Here is a 16192-nt window from a genome sequence, read left to right on the forward strand (position 1 = left end):
GAGACAGCTACAGCATTTTCAATAAATTAGCTGGGCTACAGCAGAATGAGATCGTTGAGAATAAACGGTTAGGTACAGTTCTGGCACATATTCAGCAACAGCATGAAGAGTTGGAAAAACAGAATAAACGTTCCCGTCTCAAGAAAAGTATGCCGAGTCGTAAAGCTCAGAAAGCTGTTATTGAACAAAGAAAGTTAAATCCTATGCTTGACTCTTGTGGTTAAAAACAGGACATTTTAAATGGTTTATCGCATAGACATTTTAATTGGTGAATAACATCTTTTGATTTCCTTTTTAAATTATAACTTTATTGTATATAGACAAGCCCACTCATTAGCGATTGGGCTTTTTAGTTGATATTTCACGTTCCACGCTTCATTTTGGTACAACTTTGAATGATTTTATTAAATTAAGCTGATCAATTTCTATTTTGGATTAGCTTTGCTTAGCCAAAAATTTCTCAATGGCTACCTGTGCAATCTCCGCATCTTCAAACGACTTCACACCCGACACACCCATCGCACCGACGAGCTGGCCTTGATACAGAATCGGTTCACCACCTTCCAACATTCCTGAGAAAGTTTCCATGGTCAGAAAACCCATCTGTCCGCCTTTGATAATATCCTCAAACAGTTTGGAGGGATGGCGACTCATAGCTGAACATTTAGCCTTTTCGACGGCCAGATTTGCAGTCATCGGTGCTGCACCATCCATACGCTTCATCGCAAGCAAATTACCCGTTTCATCTACGACTGCAATACTGACATTAAAACTGTTCTGAATGGCATATTGATGGGCTTGATCTAATAAAAATTCCGCATCGCTTAAAGTCAAATAATGTTTGGTTTGCATGAAAATGATCTCTAATTTTAAATGTAATTCCCCCTAAGCCTGAGCCATATATAGCGCAAGAATACTGGAGGAAGTCTTTAAATTTTCATTTCTATTCGATAGATGAAAGCCCTCTCCTTTAAGGAGAGGGTTTGGGAGAGGTATTACGCTTTCATCTCAGCAAAAGTTTCTTTAGCCGCTTGAATCGTGTAAGCAATATCTTCATCACTATGCGCAGCAGAAATAAATCCTGCTTCAAAAGCAGATGGTGCAAGGTTTACGCCACGATTTAACATGCCATGGAAGAATTTACGGAACGCATCGACATCGCATTTCAGCATAGAGTCGAAGCTAGTAATATCTTCCTGATCGGTAAAGTAAAGACCAAACATACCGCCCACTTGTTGGGTCTTGAATGAAATGCCTGCTTCATCAGCAGCAGTTTGTAAACCGGCGAGCAATTTTTCGAGTTGTGCGGTTAATTTTTCATAAAAACCTTCGGTACGTAAATGCTTGAACATCTCGATACCGGCACGCATTGCCAGTGGATTACCCGACAATGTACCTGCTTGGTATACCTTACCCAATGGCGCGATGCATTCCATCACTTCACGTTTACCACCGAAAGCACCCACTGGTAAGCCTGCACCGATGATTTTACCTAAAGTGGTTAAATCCGGAGTAACGCCATAATGTGCTTGCGCACCGCCAAGACCGACACGGAAACCGGTCATTACTTCATCAATGATAAACACTGAACCATGCTCATCACAGACATCACGAATCGCTTGCAGGAAACCATCAATCGGTTTCACAAGGTTCATGTTACCTGCCACAGGCTCAACAATCACGCCGGCAATTTCTGAACCGAATTTGGCAAAGCATTCTTTTAAAGTCGCGATGTCGTTATATGGAAGTGTCAGCGTATGTTTTGCAAAATCCGCCGGCACACCTGCAGACGTCGCTTCCCCTTCACCACTGGTCAATAAACCTGAACCGGCTTTTACCAATAATGAATCCGAGTGACCGTGATAACAGCCTTCAAATTTTACAATCTTGTCACGGCCAGTATAACCACGTGCTAAACGAATCGCGGTCATGGTTGCTTCTGTACCCGAGTTGGTCATACGCACTAGTTCAATCGATGGCATGATCTCGCAAATAATATCTGCAAGCGTAGTTTCATGGACTGTAGGCGCACCAAAACTCAAACCATCGACCGCAGCATCCTGAACTGCTTTAATAATCGCAGGATGCGCATGACCCAAAATCATCGGCCCCCATGAACCCACATAGTCCACATAACGTTTGCCATCGACATCATAAAGATACGCACCTTGGGCTTTTTCGATAAAGACCGGCGTCCCACCGACACTATTAAATGCGCGTACAGGTGAATTGACGCCACCCGGGATATGTTTATTGGCTTGTTTGAACAATTGTTCTTGCTTTGGAGATAAGCTCATGAAGGCACTCGACTCAAAATTAAATCAATCAAAAAATTTTATGCTGTAGCTTGAAAAAGCGCAGACCATTCATCTAAACGTTCAGGAATGGCATTCATAGGAAGTCCCAATATATCACTAATCACCGCGCAATAATCCGCACCTGACTCAATGACATCCTTTGAATTTTCAACCGTTAAACCACCAATGGCACAGAGAGGCACGTTCAATTTTTCTTTGGCCAGTTTTAAGGTTTCAAGACCAATATTACCCGCTTCAGGTTTACTATCAGTCGCATAAATTGCTCCAAATGCCACATAATTCGCACCATCGGCAATGGCCTGTTTAGCCAGCTCAAGTGAGTTATTACAGCTACGGCCAATCAACACGCCTTTAGGCAAACGCGCAACAGCGTCGACAATCGAACCATCATCCTGGCCTAAATGCACACCCACGCCGTATTTAACCGCCATTTCCAGATCATCGTTAATCACGAAAGGTACGCCATATTCAGCACACATGGCTTTCATGTACTCGATTTCGTAAATTTGATCTTCTTTCGCCACTTTTTTACGGCGATATTGCAAGACCGCAACACCACCATTGGCCATTGCACCTTCCAACTTCGCTAATAAAAGCTCTAATGGATCATCATTGGTAATTAAATATAAACCGCGCATCTTGCTCGCCATTTCCTAGAATGGCTCTATTATAGGCATAACTCCGCTAGATTTCCGCAGTCCTGCTGTTTCTGAGACCGCGGGCAACAACAGATTTGCAGTTTTTTAGTACAATTTATCCGTTAAATTTTAAATATCACCATTTTCAGGGATATACCGGCTATTAAATCTACGTTTTAATCGCTTTATAACAATAATTATAACGTGTTAATACTTACGCCCTCCGACAAACGCTTTTAGGATTTTGCAGACAACTTGGTGGAGAAGTTGCAAAATTCTAAGAGCGATTTTTTTGTTTTTTTTCACCTAGTTCAAGCGCACTCAAATTAATGAATGTTAAAAATACCCATTTTCAGGGATAGCCCAATCGGCACGAAGCGACTTAAATAGTCTTAGACACAGACAATAAACAGAAAAATAAATACCTGTGTTGGTAATACCCGATCCTTTCTGGTTTTGAGTCCTTCGTTTGTGGGAAGACGTTTCAAAGCCAGAAAGGATCTTTTACTTTCAGCACACATCCACATAAAAGCTTCTATGACTATTTACATAATAGCATCAGCAAAATCTTAAAATTTTATTGATATTAAACAGACATAAAAAAAGCCCGGAGAAGGTCGCTCCAGGCTTGGAAAACTGATGTATGACTAAAATATAATGGTTGATCAAAAAACCAAATCTGCAATAACATAATTATTAGAATAATAATTCTAGACTTGCAAGGCTTTTATCGAAATTTCATGCTTTAAGTGAGCACATTCCGATAAAAGTCATTCTGGCTCAACTGGAAATTTTATCGTATTTACGGTCTATCAGACTGATATTGCCACGCAGGACATCGGCAAACATGCGCCAGTCCGAGATAAAGCTATATACAGGCTGTTTGAAACTGGCCGGTTTATTGCGCTCAAAGATAAAATGTCCGACCCAAGCACAAGCATAACCCGTGAGTAAACCATAGGCAAAATATCGCGGCTTGCCTTGACGAATGGCTTTAGCAAAACAGTATAAACCGATGCTACTGCCGGCCACGTGCAGACGGCGACTGATAATATGCCGATGTTCGGTCAAATAGAAGCGATAAAATTCATGATAATTTTTAATCGGCATCTGGGGCTGAGCCACCACCTCATTCTTACTTTCTGGTTGTACTTGTACATTCATCTGTCATCATCCTGACGTTTTTGTTTTACCTTAGCGTATATTTTAGCCAAATAACAGCCTTTTGATTCGCGCTTCAATGTATCTTGAACATCCCCCTGAACGTCTGAATCCGATCGTTTTAGCCTAAAATGAACCGATGAAATTCAATCTTAAAAGTTCTGTTTAAGCTTTTTATGTTCAGTCAAGTCTTACATGCATTTTGATTTTGGTTACAATCTGCTGCGCACAAATCTAAAAATATAATTGCGGCTGCTGTCCGCCTCATTTCAAAACCTTATTCAAGTGAAGATTCAGTGCTTAATTGCACTGAACAGATAGGATGATCATCATGGTTGAAGTTGAACTCAAGTTCCAGATTCCTGTGGCACGACGCACTGCGCTGCTGAAGGCACTTGATCCGAAAAAGTCTCAACAGATCCAGCTTCAAGCCAAATATTATGATACTGCTGACCGTCAACTGGCCCGGCATGGGGTGGCACTACGTCAGCGTCTGGAAGGTACACGTTGGGTTCAAACCCTAAAAGCGGCCGGAAAAAGTCATATCGAACGCTTTGAACATAATCATGATCTAGGGGAATTAACCGCATCTCCTGAACTGGATTTAGATATTTATAAGGAATTTCCAGAAGCCGGGGCAATTCTCAGCAATGCGCTCGGCAATCAGTTCGACCAGATCCAACTCCAGTTTGAAACCGATATTTCCCGTACGTTAAGGGTGATTGACTATGAAGATACCCAGATCGAAGTCAGCCTGGATATTGGACAGATCCGCACACAGGAGGCCGAGCAAGAAGTACATGAAGTCGAGTTCGAACTAAAAAATGGTTCAATTCAACATCTGCTGGCCTTTAGTTTTGAATGGGTCAAGAAATACCAGCTCTGGCTCGATGTACGTAGCAAGGCCGAAATAGGCAATTTATTGGCCACTTCACAGCGCGTCAGTCCTGCGACCCTTAGCAAAGAGTTTCAGATCAGCAAAAAAGACAGTGCCAGTAAAACCATGCGCAGTCTGATTGCGCAGCAGATGCAGCATTTATTGCCGAATATCGCGGCGATTGCAGCACAGGTTGCAGAGCAGGAACATATTGATCAGGCACGACTGGCACTAGATCATTTATATCTGACCTTGCTGCTGTTCAAAGACTGGCATCCACAGCTTTCGGACAAATGGGCACATCAACTGGCGGCCTTTAAGCAGCAATTTGAACATCTGCAACATTTGCAGCATATGCAAAATAGCCTGGCGGGCTTCCTGCAAAATCCAACCACGGCAGAAAATCTGAGCAAAGATATTCTGTATGCGCAGGAGAAACTCGGCAATCTGGTCAAGTCTACCCAGAATGTGCATCATTATCTGGAATTACTGATGTTCAGTTTAAATGAAAATGAGCATGCCTCGCTGGACTTGAAAACTGCTGCTCAAACTACCTTGCAACAGCAATATAAAGCTTTGCAGGAACAAATGAACCAGACCGATATCACTGATTTTGAAAGTCTGGATCAATTGTCGGGCCGGATTCAGGAGCTCAAATTCAGCTTTCCGATTTTAACCACGATCTATGATGTCAAAAATTTGCAGAAATACAGCAAAGCGCTGAACGATGCTCAACTGGCAGCCAGTGAATATCAAACTTTGGCCTCTTCTGCAGTTTATATTCAGCAGACCGAGCTGGAAGCAAGTGACTGGTTTGTGCTGGGCTGGCTGACCGCCAAGCAGGAAGTCTATGCGCAGAAACTGCTTGAAGCGACCGAACAGTTCTTGGTCAGTCGTAAATTCCTGAAATAAACATATTGAAATAAAAATATTGAAATAAATATCACAAGAAAAACTCAAAGCACGCCTTCTCTGGCGTGCTTTTTTGTTGCAGAAGCACATCACACCCCTGCCGATCTTTGGGCTATATTAATCTATAAAACCAACATCGCGGAGGAATGACCCGATGGCAGAAATAGAACTCAAATTCCAGATTCCGCCACAGTCTCGTGTGCAATTTGAACAGGACATCCAGAAACTTCAGCCGACTCGGCATCGCCTGTGCGCACGCTATTTTGATACTGAAGCACAGCAATTACAACAACATCAGATTGCCCTGCGGCAACGTCTGGAAGACCAGCAATGGATTCAAACCCTGAAAGCAGCGACCGAACAACAATTTGAACGTTTTGAACTTGAGCATGAATTAAAAAGTCCTCCGGAACATTGTGATTTTCAGTTATATCGCAAACATAAACCGGCCAAAAAAATCCTGAAACAGGCGCTCGGTGATCTGGAGACACCGCTTATTCTGCAATTTGAAACAGATGTCGTACGGTATGTACTCACAGAAAGTCATCTGGACAGTAAGATTGAAATTGCCTTTGATGTCGGAGAAATTCGACACAATGATCAAGCCATCGATATTTATGAAGTCGAATTTGAGCTTAAATCCGGCCAGCTGAGTGAATTGATTGATTTCATTCAGCCTTGGGTTCAGCGTTATGCTTTGTGGCTGGATACACGGAGCAAATCGGAACGCGGTTATGCCTTATTACATGATGAAGAGAGTCTGCCAGTTCAGCATCAGCTTCCCTTAGTGCTTGAACAGAAAGATCAGATCAGTACGATTTTACAAAAAATTGTCGCCAACTGTCTGGCTCATCTTTTCCCAAATGCGACGGCGATTGCTGCCGAAAATTATAATAGTGATCATGTGCATCAGGCACGTGTTGCGATTCGACGTTTGCGCAGTGCTTTTAAAATTTTCCAGTCCGTGACTGAACATGTACAGCCAGAATGGCCGGAACAGCTGCGGGATATTTTTCAGCAACTGGGTTCCACCCGAGATCGCGATGCCCTGGCAGAAAGCCTGATTCCACAACTGGAAAAAGCAGGTTCACCCTTACTGAAATTACCACCACACCGACAAAAACAACCAGATATCAGTGCGCTGTTCAGAAGTCCTGCCACAGTAGAATTAATGCTGCAACTATTCAGCTTTAGCCAAGAAAATACAGAGGGTAAAGCCAAGTCTTCGCATAAAATTTTGTGTAAAGGCCTGAGCAAGCTGCATCAGCAAATCTGTCAGGATGCCGAGAACTATCAAGAACTGGATATTGAATCCCGGCATCGCACACGCAAACGGGTCAAACGCTTACGCTATAACGTAGAATTCTTGCAAAGCTTATTTCCTGAAAAAGAGGTTAAAGCCTATCTAAAAGCCTTAAAACCCTTGCAGGAAAGTCTCGGGCATTATAATGACCTATTTGTAGCAGACGAATTATTTAGACCTTATGTCAAACAACAGGCCAAGGCCTGGTTTGTGCTAGGCTGGATAAGTGCGGAACAGCAGCGTTTGTCGAACGAAGCAGCAGAGCGTTTACAGCAGTTTGCAGAAAATACCAAGCCCTTCTGGTAAGACCGGGCTTGGTCAAACTGTGCTAGCGATATTTGCCGAATACTTTCCAGGTATTATTGTCTGCCAGCGGATCGTTATAACTGTCGCTACGTTGCTTGCGTGGCTTATCCCGTGCATCGACCAGCTCAAAATGTGGCTCGACACTCAGCACGATTCCATTCACATAAAAACGGGTGCGCGTATATTCACTTTGGCCATGCTGAAATACATAAGTGCGCAGATCAACAAATTCACGGTGTGCCACTAACGCTGCGGTATCGTCACTCTCGAGCCACTGCCGCATGGCTGCAACCTGCTCGGGTTCGAACTGGCCGCATTTTTCGATCAGGCTGGCGACCCCACGAAAAGTTTTGGATTCTTTGGCACGGGTTTTATTGATCCGGATCCGGTCAACATGAAAATAAAACAGCGGCAGGTTTAAATGACTCGGCAGATGGATCGCATCCAAGATTTCATCTTCCATAAAAGGCTGAAACAGATCCTGTGCCCTTTCAATCAAACCGAGCCACTGGCTATAGTATTCATCTACCTGTGACTGGCTGCCATAATAAATCGGCAAGCCTTCAACATTGGCCAGATTTGCCGGTGGCCAGATATTCTGGCGCAATAAAGCAATATCACTTTTTAGACTTTGTACCGTAATCGCATCCTGCATGGCATTCACTTTTATATGCTTAGGCTATTTTTAGATTAAGGCAAAGGTTTAGTTTCCGCAAGGCTTTGCCTATAATTAGCGATTGAGATTTTAGTGTTAGGAACAAATTCATGGTTCAAAAGATTGAAGCAACCGATGTAACCGAAGAAGAAGCGTTAAATGCGGCATTCTTTGAACGTGCTGATGAATTTATTCAACAAGCCAACGAGTTTTGTCGCGTAGAAAAAGGCTCACAAGAAAAACCGAGCGATAAGCGCGGTCAAGTCAGTGCAGCGATGTTATTTGGTACTGCCCGTTTCAATACCTGGGTGGCAGCAAATAATTTTAAAGATGGCAACGAGATGCGTGATGCCAAAGATCAGGTCATGTCTTATATCTTGCAGCAATTTCAAATGATGCTGGAAGATAACTATGATGAATACTGTGAACAGTTCGAAAACTATTTACGTTTCCGTCACAATGAAGAGTTTCATGCCAACAAGCATAACCATGATCACAAGCATGATCATTGATTAAAATACGAAAAGCCCCGCGGGGCTTTTTTTATTTGCTGTCATTTATCATATTGACTTTAAAGTGATTTAAGCACTATATAAATTGAATAATAAATAAACGAAAACAAGGCATAGCATGCAGCAACTTCCCTTCCCGATCATTGACCCTCATATCCACCAATGGGATCCGTACAATACCTCACATGCGGCAGCGCTAGCGGTAAAGCTGTTCGGCAATCATCCCAAATTACTAGACAGAATGGTTCGACTGTTGAAACCCAGAGACGTCATTGAGACCATTGGCCTGACACAGCACCTGACTGCACCTTATCTGCCTGCAAATTACAAGAAAGATGCAGGACATTATGAAATAGAGCAGATTGTGCATGTTGAAGCCAGCTGGCATGACCATAAAGGTACGGGTGTGGTAAATGAAACCCGTTTTATCGCTGGGCTTCCTTTTGATCAGCACACTATCCAATTGGGTGGAATTGTCGCCACGGCGGATCCGCGGCAGAAAAATTTTAAACAGTTGATTCAATTGCATCGCGAAGCTTCTCCCAAGTTTCGGGGCATCCGTAAAATGGCTGCAGTACATCCAGATAAAGGGATTCATGCCTGGACCGATGAACCGCATCTCTATCGCAACACAGATTTCCTGAAGGGCTTTGAAGAACTGGCCAGGCAAGATTTAAGCTTTGATGCCTGGGTGTACTCTACCCAGATTGCGGATGTTACTGCGCTGGCCAAAGCCTTTCCAAACACCCCTATTGTGCTGGATCATCTGGGTACGCCCGCAGGTTTATTTGGCAAAGTGAGCAAAGCTACAGGCAAGACCGAACAAGATCGCACCCAGATATTTGCAGACTGGAAAGATCAGTTGGCAGAACTGGCCGAATGCAAAAATGTATCGACCAAAATGTCTGGTCTGTTTATGCCAGTCTTGGGACATGATTTTCACACGCAGAAACGGCTGGCAAGTAAACAGGAATTAGTGGAACGTGCCGCACCCGTGATCCAGCATACTTTAGACTGTTTTGGTTCTGGGCGCGTGATGTTTGCATCCAACTTTCCAATGGACAGTGTCAGTAGCTCACTCACCAACATTATTGATGCCTTTAGCGATATTGTGCAGGACTACAATGAAAATGCGTTAAAGCCGATTTTTTATGAAAATGCTAAACGTTTTTATCGACTTTGAGTAGATGAGGACATGCTAAGTTGGATAACAGATTCCAGTCTAAATACGCCTTCAGGCAAAGGACTTTGTATTTTACTCACTATTATTTCAAGCTGGATAACGTCTTATTATTATCAAGTGGCGATCCATCATCCTTTTGATCAAGATATTGCTTTCGTTTCAACTTTGCTTGGCTGTGGAATATTGATTTTCCTTCTTATTGTATCTGTTTGGAGTCTGCTCCTATCTATCCTTGCAAGCTTAACTGGAGGGATTGTTTTTAGCCATAGAGCAACCTAAAGCATAAAACTAAAATAAAAAAATCCCCTCACTTGAGGGGATTTTTTATCAACACTATGATGTTTTAACTTGCTTACCGTACTGATCAGCCATCACTTCCACCAGCTGGTCCGGCTTGATGTATTTTTTGATCATGGCATCAATATCGGCTTTGCTCAGTTGAGCAATCGCCTGATCACGTTTTTCCCGGTAAACCAGATTACGGTCTTTTTCCAGCTGTGGAATCAACATAGTGTGAATACGGCGATCATCTTCGAGTGCAGTTAAACGCTGTTTCAAGATACTGGCTTTTGCCGCTTCGACTTCCTGTTCAGTCACGCCACGTGTCAGCAGTTCATTGAGTACCTTATGCACTGCCTGAGAAACCTGTGCGGATTTTCCAGCCGTATAATTGGCACTAATCATCATGGCGCCCACATCTGCCCATTCATCGAGTTGCACATCTGCACTAAAACCATAGACTAGTGCATTTTTCTCGCGTAGCTCTTGTGCCAGTCGTGACGATAACTGTGAATCACCCAGAATATATCGAAATACCTGTAATGCAGGTGCATCGGCATGATCTGCGCCGACCGGCATGCTCATGAATGCCTCATAACTCCCGAATTCACGCTGCTCAGACAACGCATGAATTTTCTGGGCTGGATAGCTTCGATATTCCGATTTCAGACGCTCATAAGGCTGTGTAGCTTTCCAGTCTGAGAAACTGTTTTTCAGCGTTTTTTGCATCGATTTTGGATTAAACTCACCTGTGACCGCGATTTGTGCATGCTGGGTTTTTAAAAACTGCTGATACAGTGCCATAACCTGTTCGCGAGTCGCTTTCTGATACTGTTTTTTGGCCAGTTCAGGCTCGAAATGGAAACGCAGATCGCCAGGCTGATAGATCTCGATCGTTCGGGCCATCGTCAAGCTCGACACCGTATCTGGTTCAGTATAAGGACGATCCAGACTGGATAAAGTCTGTCCCTTGATTAAATCAAACTGACTTTGTTCAAATGCCGGCGTTTTCAGCACATCAACCACATACTGAAAAAACTCTTCAAACTTTTCTTTTTTGGCGCTGATCTGCAAGGTCAGGCCATTGCCGGATGCACCGGCAGTTGCCGAACCGCCTACTTCAATAATTTTATCGGCAATCTGCTGCAAGCTTTGAGTTTCCGAAGAGCGCAACATTAAATAAGCCGTCAGGTCCAGAATCTCGCCTTTATTCATCAGACTTTGAGCGGTACCAAAATCCAGTGAAATTGTGGCATAGACCTTGTCATCGCGGGTAGTCGTCGGAAACAGCGCGTATTTAATGCCATTTTTCAACTTGCCACGCTGAATCTGTTTGTCTTTACTGTACAAATACTGTTTGGATTCCTGGACATATTGCTTTACTTCAGCCTGATAGACACTGACATCTTTCATTGGCTCTTCTGCTTCAGCCTGCTGATCCAGAGTTTTTGCCGGTGCTTCTGTCTGTGCCAGTTCCTGCGCTTTCTTCTGATCTTCCGGGGTAGGTAAAATATTGCCAGAAATACGGTATTCAGGTTTTAAAAAACTCTTATAGACCTGATTGACCTGATTCACACTCAGGCTTTGAATTGAATTCAGATCTTTAAAATACTGGCTCCAGTCACCTGAATACGCCACTGCATAATCGCTTAAACGTGAACCCAAAGCAGTCGCACTGTTTTTAATATTGTCGGCCTGATTTCGGGTCAGATTTTTAGCCCGGTTTAATTCTGCTTCGGTAAATGGCTGACTCTGTTCTACGCCTTGAATCAGTCCCTGCTCTATCGCTTGTGCCTGATGATTCGGAGCATAGATTGCTCCCATAAACACCAGATTAAAGTCTTTATCCAGCCAGGTACTGGATTGCACCGCTGTTGACTTCCCAGTTTCCACCATATTCTGATAGAGATGTCCACTTGGCTGCAAAGTATAGAGCGTTGGCGAAACAGCCAAAGCCGTTTTAATGCTTTCTTCGGATTGATTCAAATAAAGATTAAACTTGGCCAGATCACTGCCTTTCTTTACTGTAAATTCACGCTGTTTGATTTGCTCGGGTTTAAGCGCCGGCACTTTCACTTGCGCCGGTACACTTCGAGACTGAATCGGACTGAAATGCGTATCCAGCTGTTTTAACACCTCGGCCTTGTCAAACTTGCCTGAAATCACCATAAAGGCATTATTCGGTGCATACCATTGACGGTAAAAACGGTTCAGCTCCTGCATATTGATGGATTGCAGCTCATTTAGGTCACCAATTGGCAAACGGCCTAAATACTGATTGCCATAAGCAGATTTAAACACCTGATCGATCAATACTGAAAATGGCTGATCCAGACGAATTTCACGCTCGCGTTTTACAATATCAATTTCAGTCGGTACATATTTTTCCTGAAGCACCAGCTTGTCCATGCGTTCGGCTTCGAGAAAAATGACTTCACTCAGCGCAATTTTTTCAGGACGGATCACATTAGTATATTTGGTTGAGTAATAGTCGGTACTGGCATTGGTCATCAAGGTATATTGATCCAGTCGACGCTGGAATTCATCCCCTTTGACATTTTCTGTGCCTTTAAAGGCCAAATGTTCCAGCAGATGCGCCAGACCGCCCTTGCCTTGAGGATCATTCAGGGAGCCGGTCAGATAGACCGTATTCATAAAAACTTTATTTTCTTTATCATTCGGTGCCAGGATAATGCGCAGTCCATTATCCAGTCGGTATTCTTCAATATTCTGTTCCGTTTTCACCAAAACAGGCTGTGCAAAACTTAGTACACTACAGCCAGACAATATAATAGCCAGACTTAAATTTTTATAACGTAGCAACATTCTTCATCCAAATTATAAATATAAATTTTTATTCGCGCCCATCTTAGAGAATGATTCTTTTTCTGAATAATCTATTCCAAGCCGGACCATCAAAATAACATGCCGCCTCACCTGACGACATGTAGTTCTATGTAATTAAAAAATTAAAGATAAATTTCAGCTTGCATATATAATTTTCCATAACCGGAAATTTCAATTCGATCCTGATCTTGCAAGGCACAATATAGCACCCCACCACGCGCTGATGCCTGATAGGCGACCAGTTCATTTTTACCCAGTTTTTCGGCCCACAGCGGTGCAATTCCGGTGTGAATTGAACCTGTTACCGGATCTTCATTGATTCCATTACTCGGTGCAAAATAACGTGAAATACAATCGTATTGGGTATCTTGTGAAGTGATCGCGACGTCTAAATAGGTATTCTGAGCAGTAATGGCTGTACGCTTGCCATTCAACTGTTTTAACAGTTCAAAATCAGGCATTTCATCCAGCACATCCTGTACCGATTCATATTCAACAATATAGCCCTGCGCGTTCAGATAAACCTGTTTAAACGGTTTATTCAAAGCCTGTCTTAAGGCCTCAGGATATTCAGCAACTGGCTCTGCACGACGGATTGGAAAGTTCATTCTGATCTTGCCATCCGCATCCTGGCTGACCACAAAAATTCCCAAATCTTTTACATGAAAATGAATCGTTTTCCCCGTATCAAATTGATTGAATAGTACAAAGCTGCTGGCCAATGTCGCATGACCACAAAAATCCACTTCCTTGGTTGGCGTAAACCAGCGGATCGCATAATTATCACTATCGATAACTTTAACAAAAGCTGTTTCAGACAGATTATTTTCCAAGGCGATATTTTGCATCAGACCATCTTCGAGCCAGTCCTCCAGCACAATCACGGCTGCGGGATTGCCTTTAAACAGTTCCGCGGTAAACGCATCGACCTGGTACATTTTCATTTTTTGAATTCCTGAATATAACGATCTCTAGTTTAAAAGCTTTTTTGCAAGAATGAACTTGAATATGTTAATGATCTCATTAATCTAGCCTGTTAAATAAATATCGTAAATGGTGCGGCATGACAAACTCCCATATTCAAAGCGTTCCCTTAGAAAAAGCTTATCGTCTGATTACCCATGGCCCTACTGTACTGGTATCTGCTCAAGATCAGCAGGATACAGATGTTATGGCAGCAGCCTGGGCATGCGCATTGGAATTCAGCCCCGCAAAAGTGACTGTGGTTCTGGATAAAAGCACCAAAACCCGAAATATTATTGAAAATTCAGGTTATTTCGCGCTGCAAATTCCAACATTGAAACAACTGAATATGGTCTATCGTCTGGGTACGCAGAGCCTGCATGATGTGCCGGACAAACTGGCACAATCAGGAGTAGAACTATTTCATTTTTCTGGTTCTGATATTCCTCTAGTACAAGGTTGTGCGGCCTGGATACTCTGCGAGCTGATTTCTGAGCCGCATAACCAGCAAATGCATGACCTGTTTATAGGCAAGGTGATTGCAGCCTATGCCGATGATCGGGTCTTCCGCGACGGCCACTGGCATTATCATGAAGTGGATGAAGAATGGAAAAGTATTCATCATGTAGCCGGCGGGCATTTTTATACCATCGGCAATGCTGTAAGCCTTGATGATCCGGAATCATAAATTTTTCAAATTTAGGATAAATGAAAATAATCGCGGATGATCAGATGATATCGACAAGCCCCAGAACACCCGAAATTATGCTACTTTATCCTTAATCTTCATTTGGTCTGATGCGCTATGATGCCTTTTAAAATTCACTGTATTGATGTCCAGAATTCACTGCAAAATTATATCTGGTTGCTTGAACATACCGCGTCGCATCAGGTGGCCGTGATTGATCCAACCGAAGCAGAATTGGTACATGACTATTGTACCGAGCACGGTTTAACCGTAAGTCAAATCTGGCTGACTCACTGGCATAAAGATCATATTGGCGGTGTGCCGGGACTGATCCAGGGAAAAAATCTGCCCGTGTATGGACCACGGGCAGAATTAAGCAAAATTCCGTTTATCACCCATCCGCTTGGGCATGAAGAACATTTTAATTTTCATGGAATAGATATCCAGGTGATTGCTGTACCCGGGCATACCCTCGGCCATATTGTGTATTTTATTGATGCTATTGATGTGCTTTTCTGCGGTGATACCTTATTTGCCATGGGCTGTGGCCGGGTTTTTGAAGGCACCTATTCACAGATGTATCATTCTCTGTCCCGTCTGGCCGCCTTGCCACCGCGCACCCAAGTCTATTGCACCCATGAATACACCTTATCGAATGCCCAGTTTGCCAAGCATGTCGAACCAGACAATCCAGCGATTCTGGAACGCTTCGAGCAGATTGAGCGTTTGCGTATGGTAGGCCAGTGCACGCTGCCAAGTAGTATTGAAGATGAATTGCAAACCAATCCTTTTCTACGTGCAGAAAGCGTGGAAGAATTCCAGCGCTTAAGAACTCTCAAAGATCAGTTTTAAACGGGATTCAAAGCTGAAGATCAATCTTCAGCCGACTCACTTTTTTTTCATTTGCGATGCATAGAATGTCATTGAAAGGCACGTACAACTTTTACACAAGTCGGAGTAAGTTGAACCTCCATCTAAAAAATGTCTTTCTGTGCCATTTTTCCTTTCTTATAATCAACCACGTCCCCTATTTTTTAGGAACCGATTTCAGTTCTAACATATGAAATAATGACTCACAAAAAAATAGGATGATGTTTATTAAAATTAAATAAATTCACGGAACATTGCTTAAATAATCAACATGGAACCTAATAAATTATTTAAAAAGCCCAATTTACTTGAATTGGGCTTTTAAAAAACTATAAAGATATGATTTATATATAATAAAAAATAGAATTTCGGATAACGTGTATTATGTTAATTCTAGAAAATCGTAATAGGATAATAAAAATCTATATTGTTTTAAGAAAACTCTCTTATGATTAAATCTCTATAGTTCTTTTAATATTTGCTATGTATCAAAGAATCAAACAATGGGCTAAATCAATTAAAAAAGATATCTTGGTTGTTTGGCTTATTGCAAAAGACAAGCGAACGCCCAATTCTATAAAGTTTTTAGCTTTAATTATTGCTGCCTATGCCTTCTCACCAATTGATTTAATTCCCGTACTTGGGTATTTAGACGATATTATTAGATCTCTTGCGAAAGT

Annotated in this window: 15 protein-coding genes and 1 pseudogene; 9 read left to right on the forward strand and 7 right to left on the reverse strand. The window is 42.6% G+C overall.

Going from position 1 to position 16192, the window contains the following annotated elements:
- A pseudogene (locus BFN00_RS14420) lies at positions 1-224 on the forward strand (ISNCY family transposase); the annotation flags it as partial.
- 211 nt (positions 225-435) lie between these two features.
- Here BFN00_RS14420 and BFN00_RS14425 read toward each other — a convergent pair.
- From BFN00_RS14425 to BFN00_RS14440, 4 genes are all read right to left on the reverse strand, one after another.
- A complete protein-coding gene (locus BFN00_RS14425; RefSeq protein ID WP_004280003.1) occupies positions 436-852 on the reverse strand; it encodes a GlcG/HbpS family heme-binding protein in 417 nt (138 codons plus the stop codon).
- A gap of 143 nt (positions 853-995) precedes the next feature.
- Positions 996-2297 (reverse strand): glutamate-1-semialdehyde 2,1-aminomutase, encoded by a 1302-nt coding sequence (gene hemL / locus BFN00_RS14430; RefSeq protein WP_071852227.1) that lies wholly within the window; start codon positions 2295-2297, stop codon positions 996-998.
- A 38-nt stretch (positions 2298-2335) separates the two neighbouring features.
- The gene (gene thiE, locus BFN00_RS14435) at positions 2336-2956 is read right to left on the reverse strand and encodes a thiamine phosphate synthase (protein ID WP_005107266.1); all 621 of its coding nucleotides are present in this window, start codon (positions 2954-2956) and stop codon (positions 2336-2338) included.
- Between the two features lie 780 nt (positions 2957-3736).
- A complete protein-coding gene (locus tag BFN00_RS14440; protein WP_004646637.1) occupies positions 3737-4120 on the reverse strand; it encodes an Mpo1-like protein in 384 nt (127 codons plus the stop codon).
- Between the two features lie 328 nt (positions 4121-4448).
- Here BFN00_RS14440 and BFN00_RS14445 point away from each other — a divergent pair, with 328 nt between their 5' ends.
- Together BFN00_RS14445 and BFN00_RS14450 are read left to right on the forward strand one after the other, a co-directional pair.
- Entirely contained in the window at positions 4449-5906 is a 1458-nt protein-coding gene (locus tag BFN00_RS14445; protein ID WP_071852228.1) for a CYTH domain-containing protein, read from the forward strand.
- 154 nt (positions 5907-6060) lie between these two features.
- Positions 6061-7515: a CYTH and CHAD domain-containing protein gene (locus BFN00_RS14450; RefSeq protein WP_071852229.1), complete on the forward strand. Its 1455-nt coding sequence runs from the start codon at positions 6061-6063 to the stop codon at positions 7513-7515.
- A gap of 22 nt (positions 7516-7537) precedes the next feature.
- Here the strand turns inward: BFN00_RS14450 and BFN00_RS14455 are convergent, their stop codons facing one another.
- Positions 7538-8170 (reverse strand): hypothetical protein, encoded by a 633-nt coding sequence (locus BFN00_RS14455; protein WP_071852235.1) that lies wholly within the window; start codon positions 8168-8170, stop codon positions 7538-7540.
- Positions 8171-8280: 110 nt separating this feature from the next.
- Here BFN00_RS14455 and BFN00_RS14460 point away from each other — a divergent pair, with 110 nt between their 5' ends.
- From BFN00_RS14460 to BFN00_RS15860, 3 genes are all read left to right on the forward strand, one after another.
- Positions 8281-8682: a DUF3144 domain-containing protein gene (locus tag BFN00_RS14460; RefSeq protein WP_004280011.1), complete on the forward strand. Its 402-nt coding sequence runs from the start codon at positions 8281-8283 to the stop codon at positions 8680-8682.
- A gap of 118 nt (positions 8683-8800) precedes the next feature.
- Positions 8801-9865, forward strand: coding sequence for an amidohydrolase family protein (locus BFN00_RS14465; RefSeq protein ID WP_071852230.1), 1065 nt, complete (start codon positions 8801-8803; stop codon positions 9863-9865).
- Positions 9866-9877: 12 nt separating this feature from the next.
- Complete coding sequence (locus BFN00_RS15860; protein ID WP_129716442.1) at positions 9878-10144, forward strand: hypothetical protein; 267 nt, start codon at positions 9878-9880, stop codon at positions 10142-10144.
- 54 nt (positions 10145-10198) lie between these two features.
- On the opposite strand, the gene BFN00_RS14470 is transcribed toward BFN00_RS15860, so the two are convergent.
- Both BFN00_RS14470 and BFN00_RS14475 read right to left on the reverse strand, forming a co-directional pair.
- Positions 10199-12970: a M16 family metallopeptidase gene (locus BFN00_RS14470; RefSeq protein ID WP_071852231.1), complete on the reverse strand. Its 2772-nt coding sequence runs from the start codon at positions 12968-12970 to the stop codon at positions 10199-10201.
- Between the two features lie 143 nt (positions 12971-13113).
- Positions 13114-13935, reverse strand: a complete 822-nt coding sequence (locus BFN00_RS14475; protein ID WP_071852232.1) for a PhzF family phenazine biosynthesis protein — start codon at positions 13933-13935, stop codon at positions 13114-13116.
- Positions 13936-14054: 119 nt separating this feature from the next.
- Between BFN00_RS14475 and BFN00_RS14480 the strand changes: the two genes are divergently transcribed.
- From BFN00_RS14480 to BFN00_RS16070, 3 genes are all read left to right on the forward strand, one after another.
- On the forward strand, positions 14055-14642 hold the full coding sequence (locus BFN00_RS14480; protein WP_071852233.1) for a flavin reductase family protein: 588 nt from the start codon (positions 14055-14057) through the stop codon (positions 14640-14642).
- Positions 14643-14759: 117 nt separating this feature from the next.
- The gene (gene gloB, locus BFN00_RS14485) at positions 14760-15494 is read left to right on the forward strand and encodes a hydroxyacylglutathione hydrolase (RefSeq protein WP_071852234.1); all 735 of its coding nucleotides are present in this window, start codon (positions 14760-14762) and stop codon (positions 15492-15494) included.
- Positions 15495-15995: 501 nt separating this feature from the next.
- Positions 15996-16192, forward strand: a 197-nt coding sequence (locus BFN00_RS16070) for a YkvA family protein (protein ID WP_502686046.1), incomplete at its 3' end; no start/stop codon positions are given.

It is taken from the genome of Acinetobacter sp. AR2-3 (assembly GCF_001878775.1).
Classification (GTDB): Bacteria; Pseudomonadota; Gammaproteobacteria; order Pseudomonadales; family Moraxellaceae; genus Acinetobacter; species Acinetobacter lwoffii_D.

Excerpts from the sequence above, each read along its gene's own strand:
- BFN00_RS14425 (WP_004280003.1), bottom strand. The coding sequence starts at position 852 with ATGCAAACCAAACATTATTTGACTTTAAGCGATGCGGAATTTTTATTA.
- hemL (WP_071852227.1), bottom strand. The coding sequence starts at position 2,297 with ATGAGCTTATCTCCAAAGCAAGAACAATTGTTCAAACAAGCCAATAAA.
- thiE (WP_005107266.1), bottom strand. The coding sequence starts at position 2,956 with ATGCGCGGTTTATATTTAATTACCAATGATGATCCATTAGAGCTTTTA.
- BFN00_RS14440 (WP_004646637.1), bottom strand. The coding sequence starts at position 4,120 with ATGAATGTACAAGTACAACCAGAAAGTAAGAATGAGGTGGTGGCTCAG.
- BFN00_RS14445 (WP_071852228.1), top strand. The coding sequence starts at position 4,449 with ATGGTTGAAGTTGAACTCAAGTTCCAGATTCCTGTGGCACGACGCACT.
- BFN00_RS14450 (WP_071852229.1), top strand. The coding sequence starts at position 6,061 with ATGGCAGAAATAGAACTCAAATTCCAGATTCCGCCACAGTCTCGTGTG.
- BFN00_RS14455 (WP_071852235.1), bottom strand. The coding sequence starts at position 8,170 with ATGCAGGATGCGATTACGGTACAAAGTCTAAAAAGTGATATTGCTTTA.
- BFN00_RS14460 (WP_004280011.1), top strand. The coding sequence starts at position 8,281 with ATGGTTCAAAAGATTGAAGCAACCGATGTAACCGAAGAAGAAGCGTTA.
- BFN00_RS14465 (WP_071852230.1), top strand. The coding sequence starts at position 8,801 with ATGCAGCAACTTCCCTTCCCGATCATTGACCCTCATATCCACCAATGG.
- BFN00_RS15860 (WP_129716442.1), top strand. The coding sequence starts at position 9,878 with ATGCTAAGTTGGATAACAGATTCCAGTCTAAATACGCCTTCAGGCAAA.
- BFN00_RS14470 (WP_071852231.1), bottom strand. The coding sequence starts at position 12,970 with ATGTTGCTACGTTATAAAAATTTAAGTCTGGCTATTATATTGTCTGGC.
- BFN00_RS14475 (WP_071852232.1), bottom strand. The coding sequence starts at position 13,935 with ATGAAAATGTACCAGGTCGATGCGTTTACCGCGGAACTGTTTAAAGGC.
- BFN00_RS14480 (WP_071852233.1), top strand. The coding sequence starts at position 14,055 with ATGACAAACTCCCATATTCAAAGCGTTCCCTTAGAAAAAGCTTATCGT.
- gloB (WP_071852234.1), top strand. The coding sequence starts at position 14,760 with ATGATGCCTTTTAAAATTCACTGTATTGATGTCCAGAATTCACTGCAA.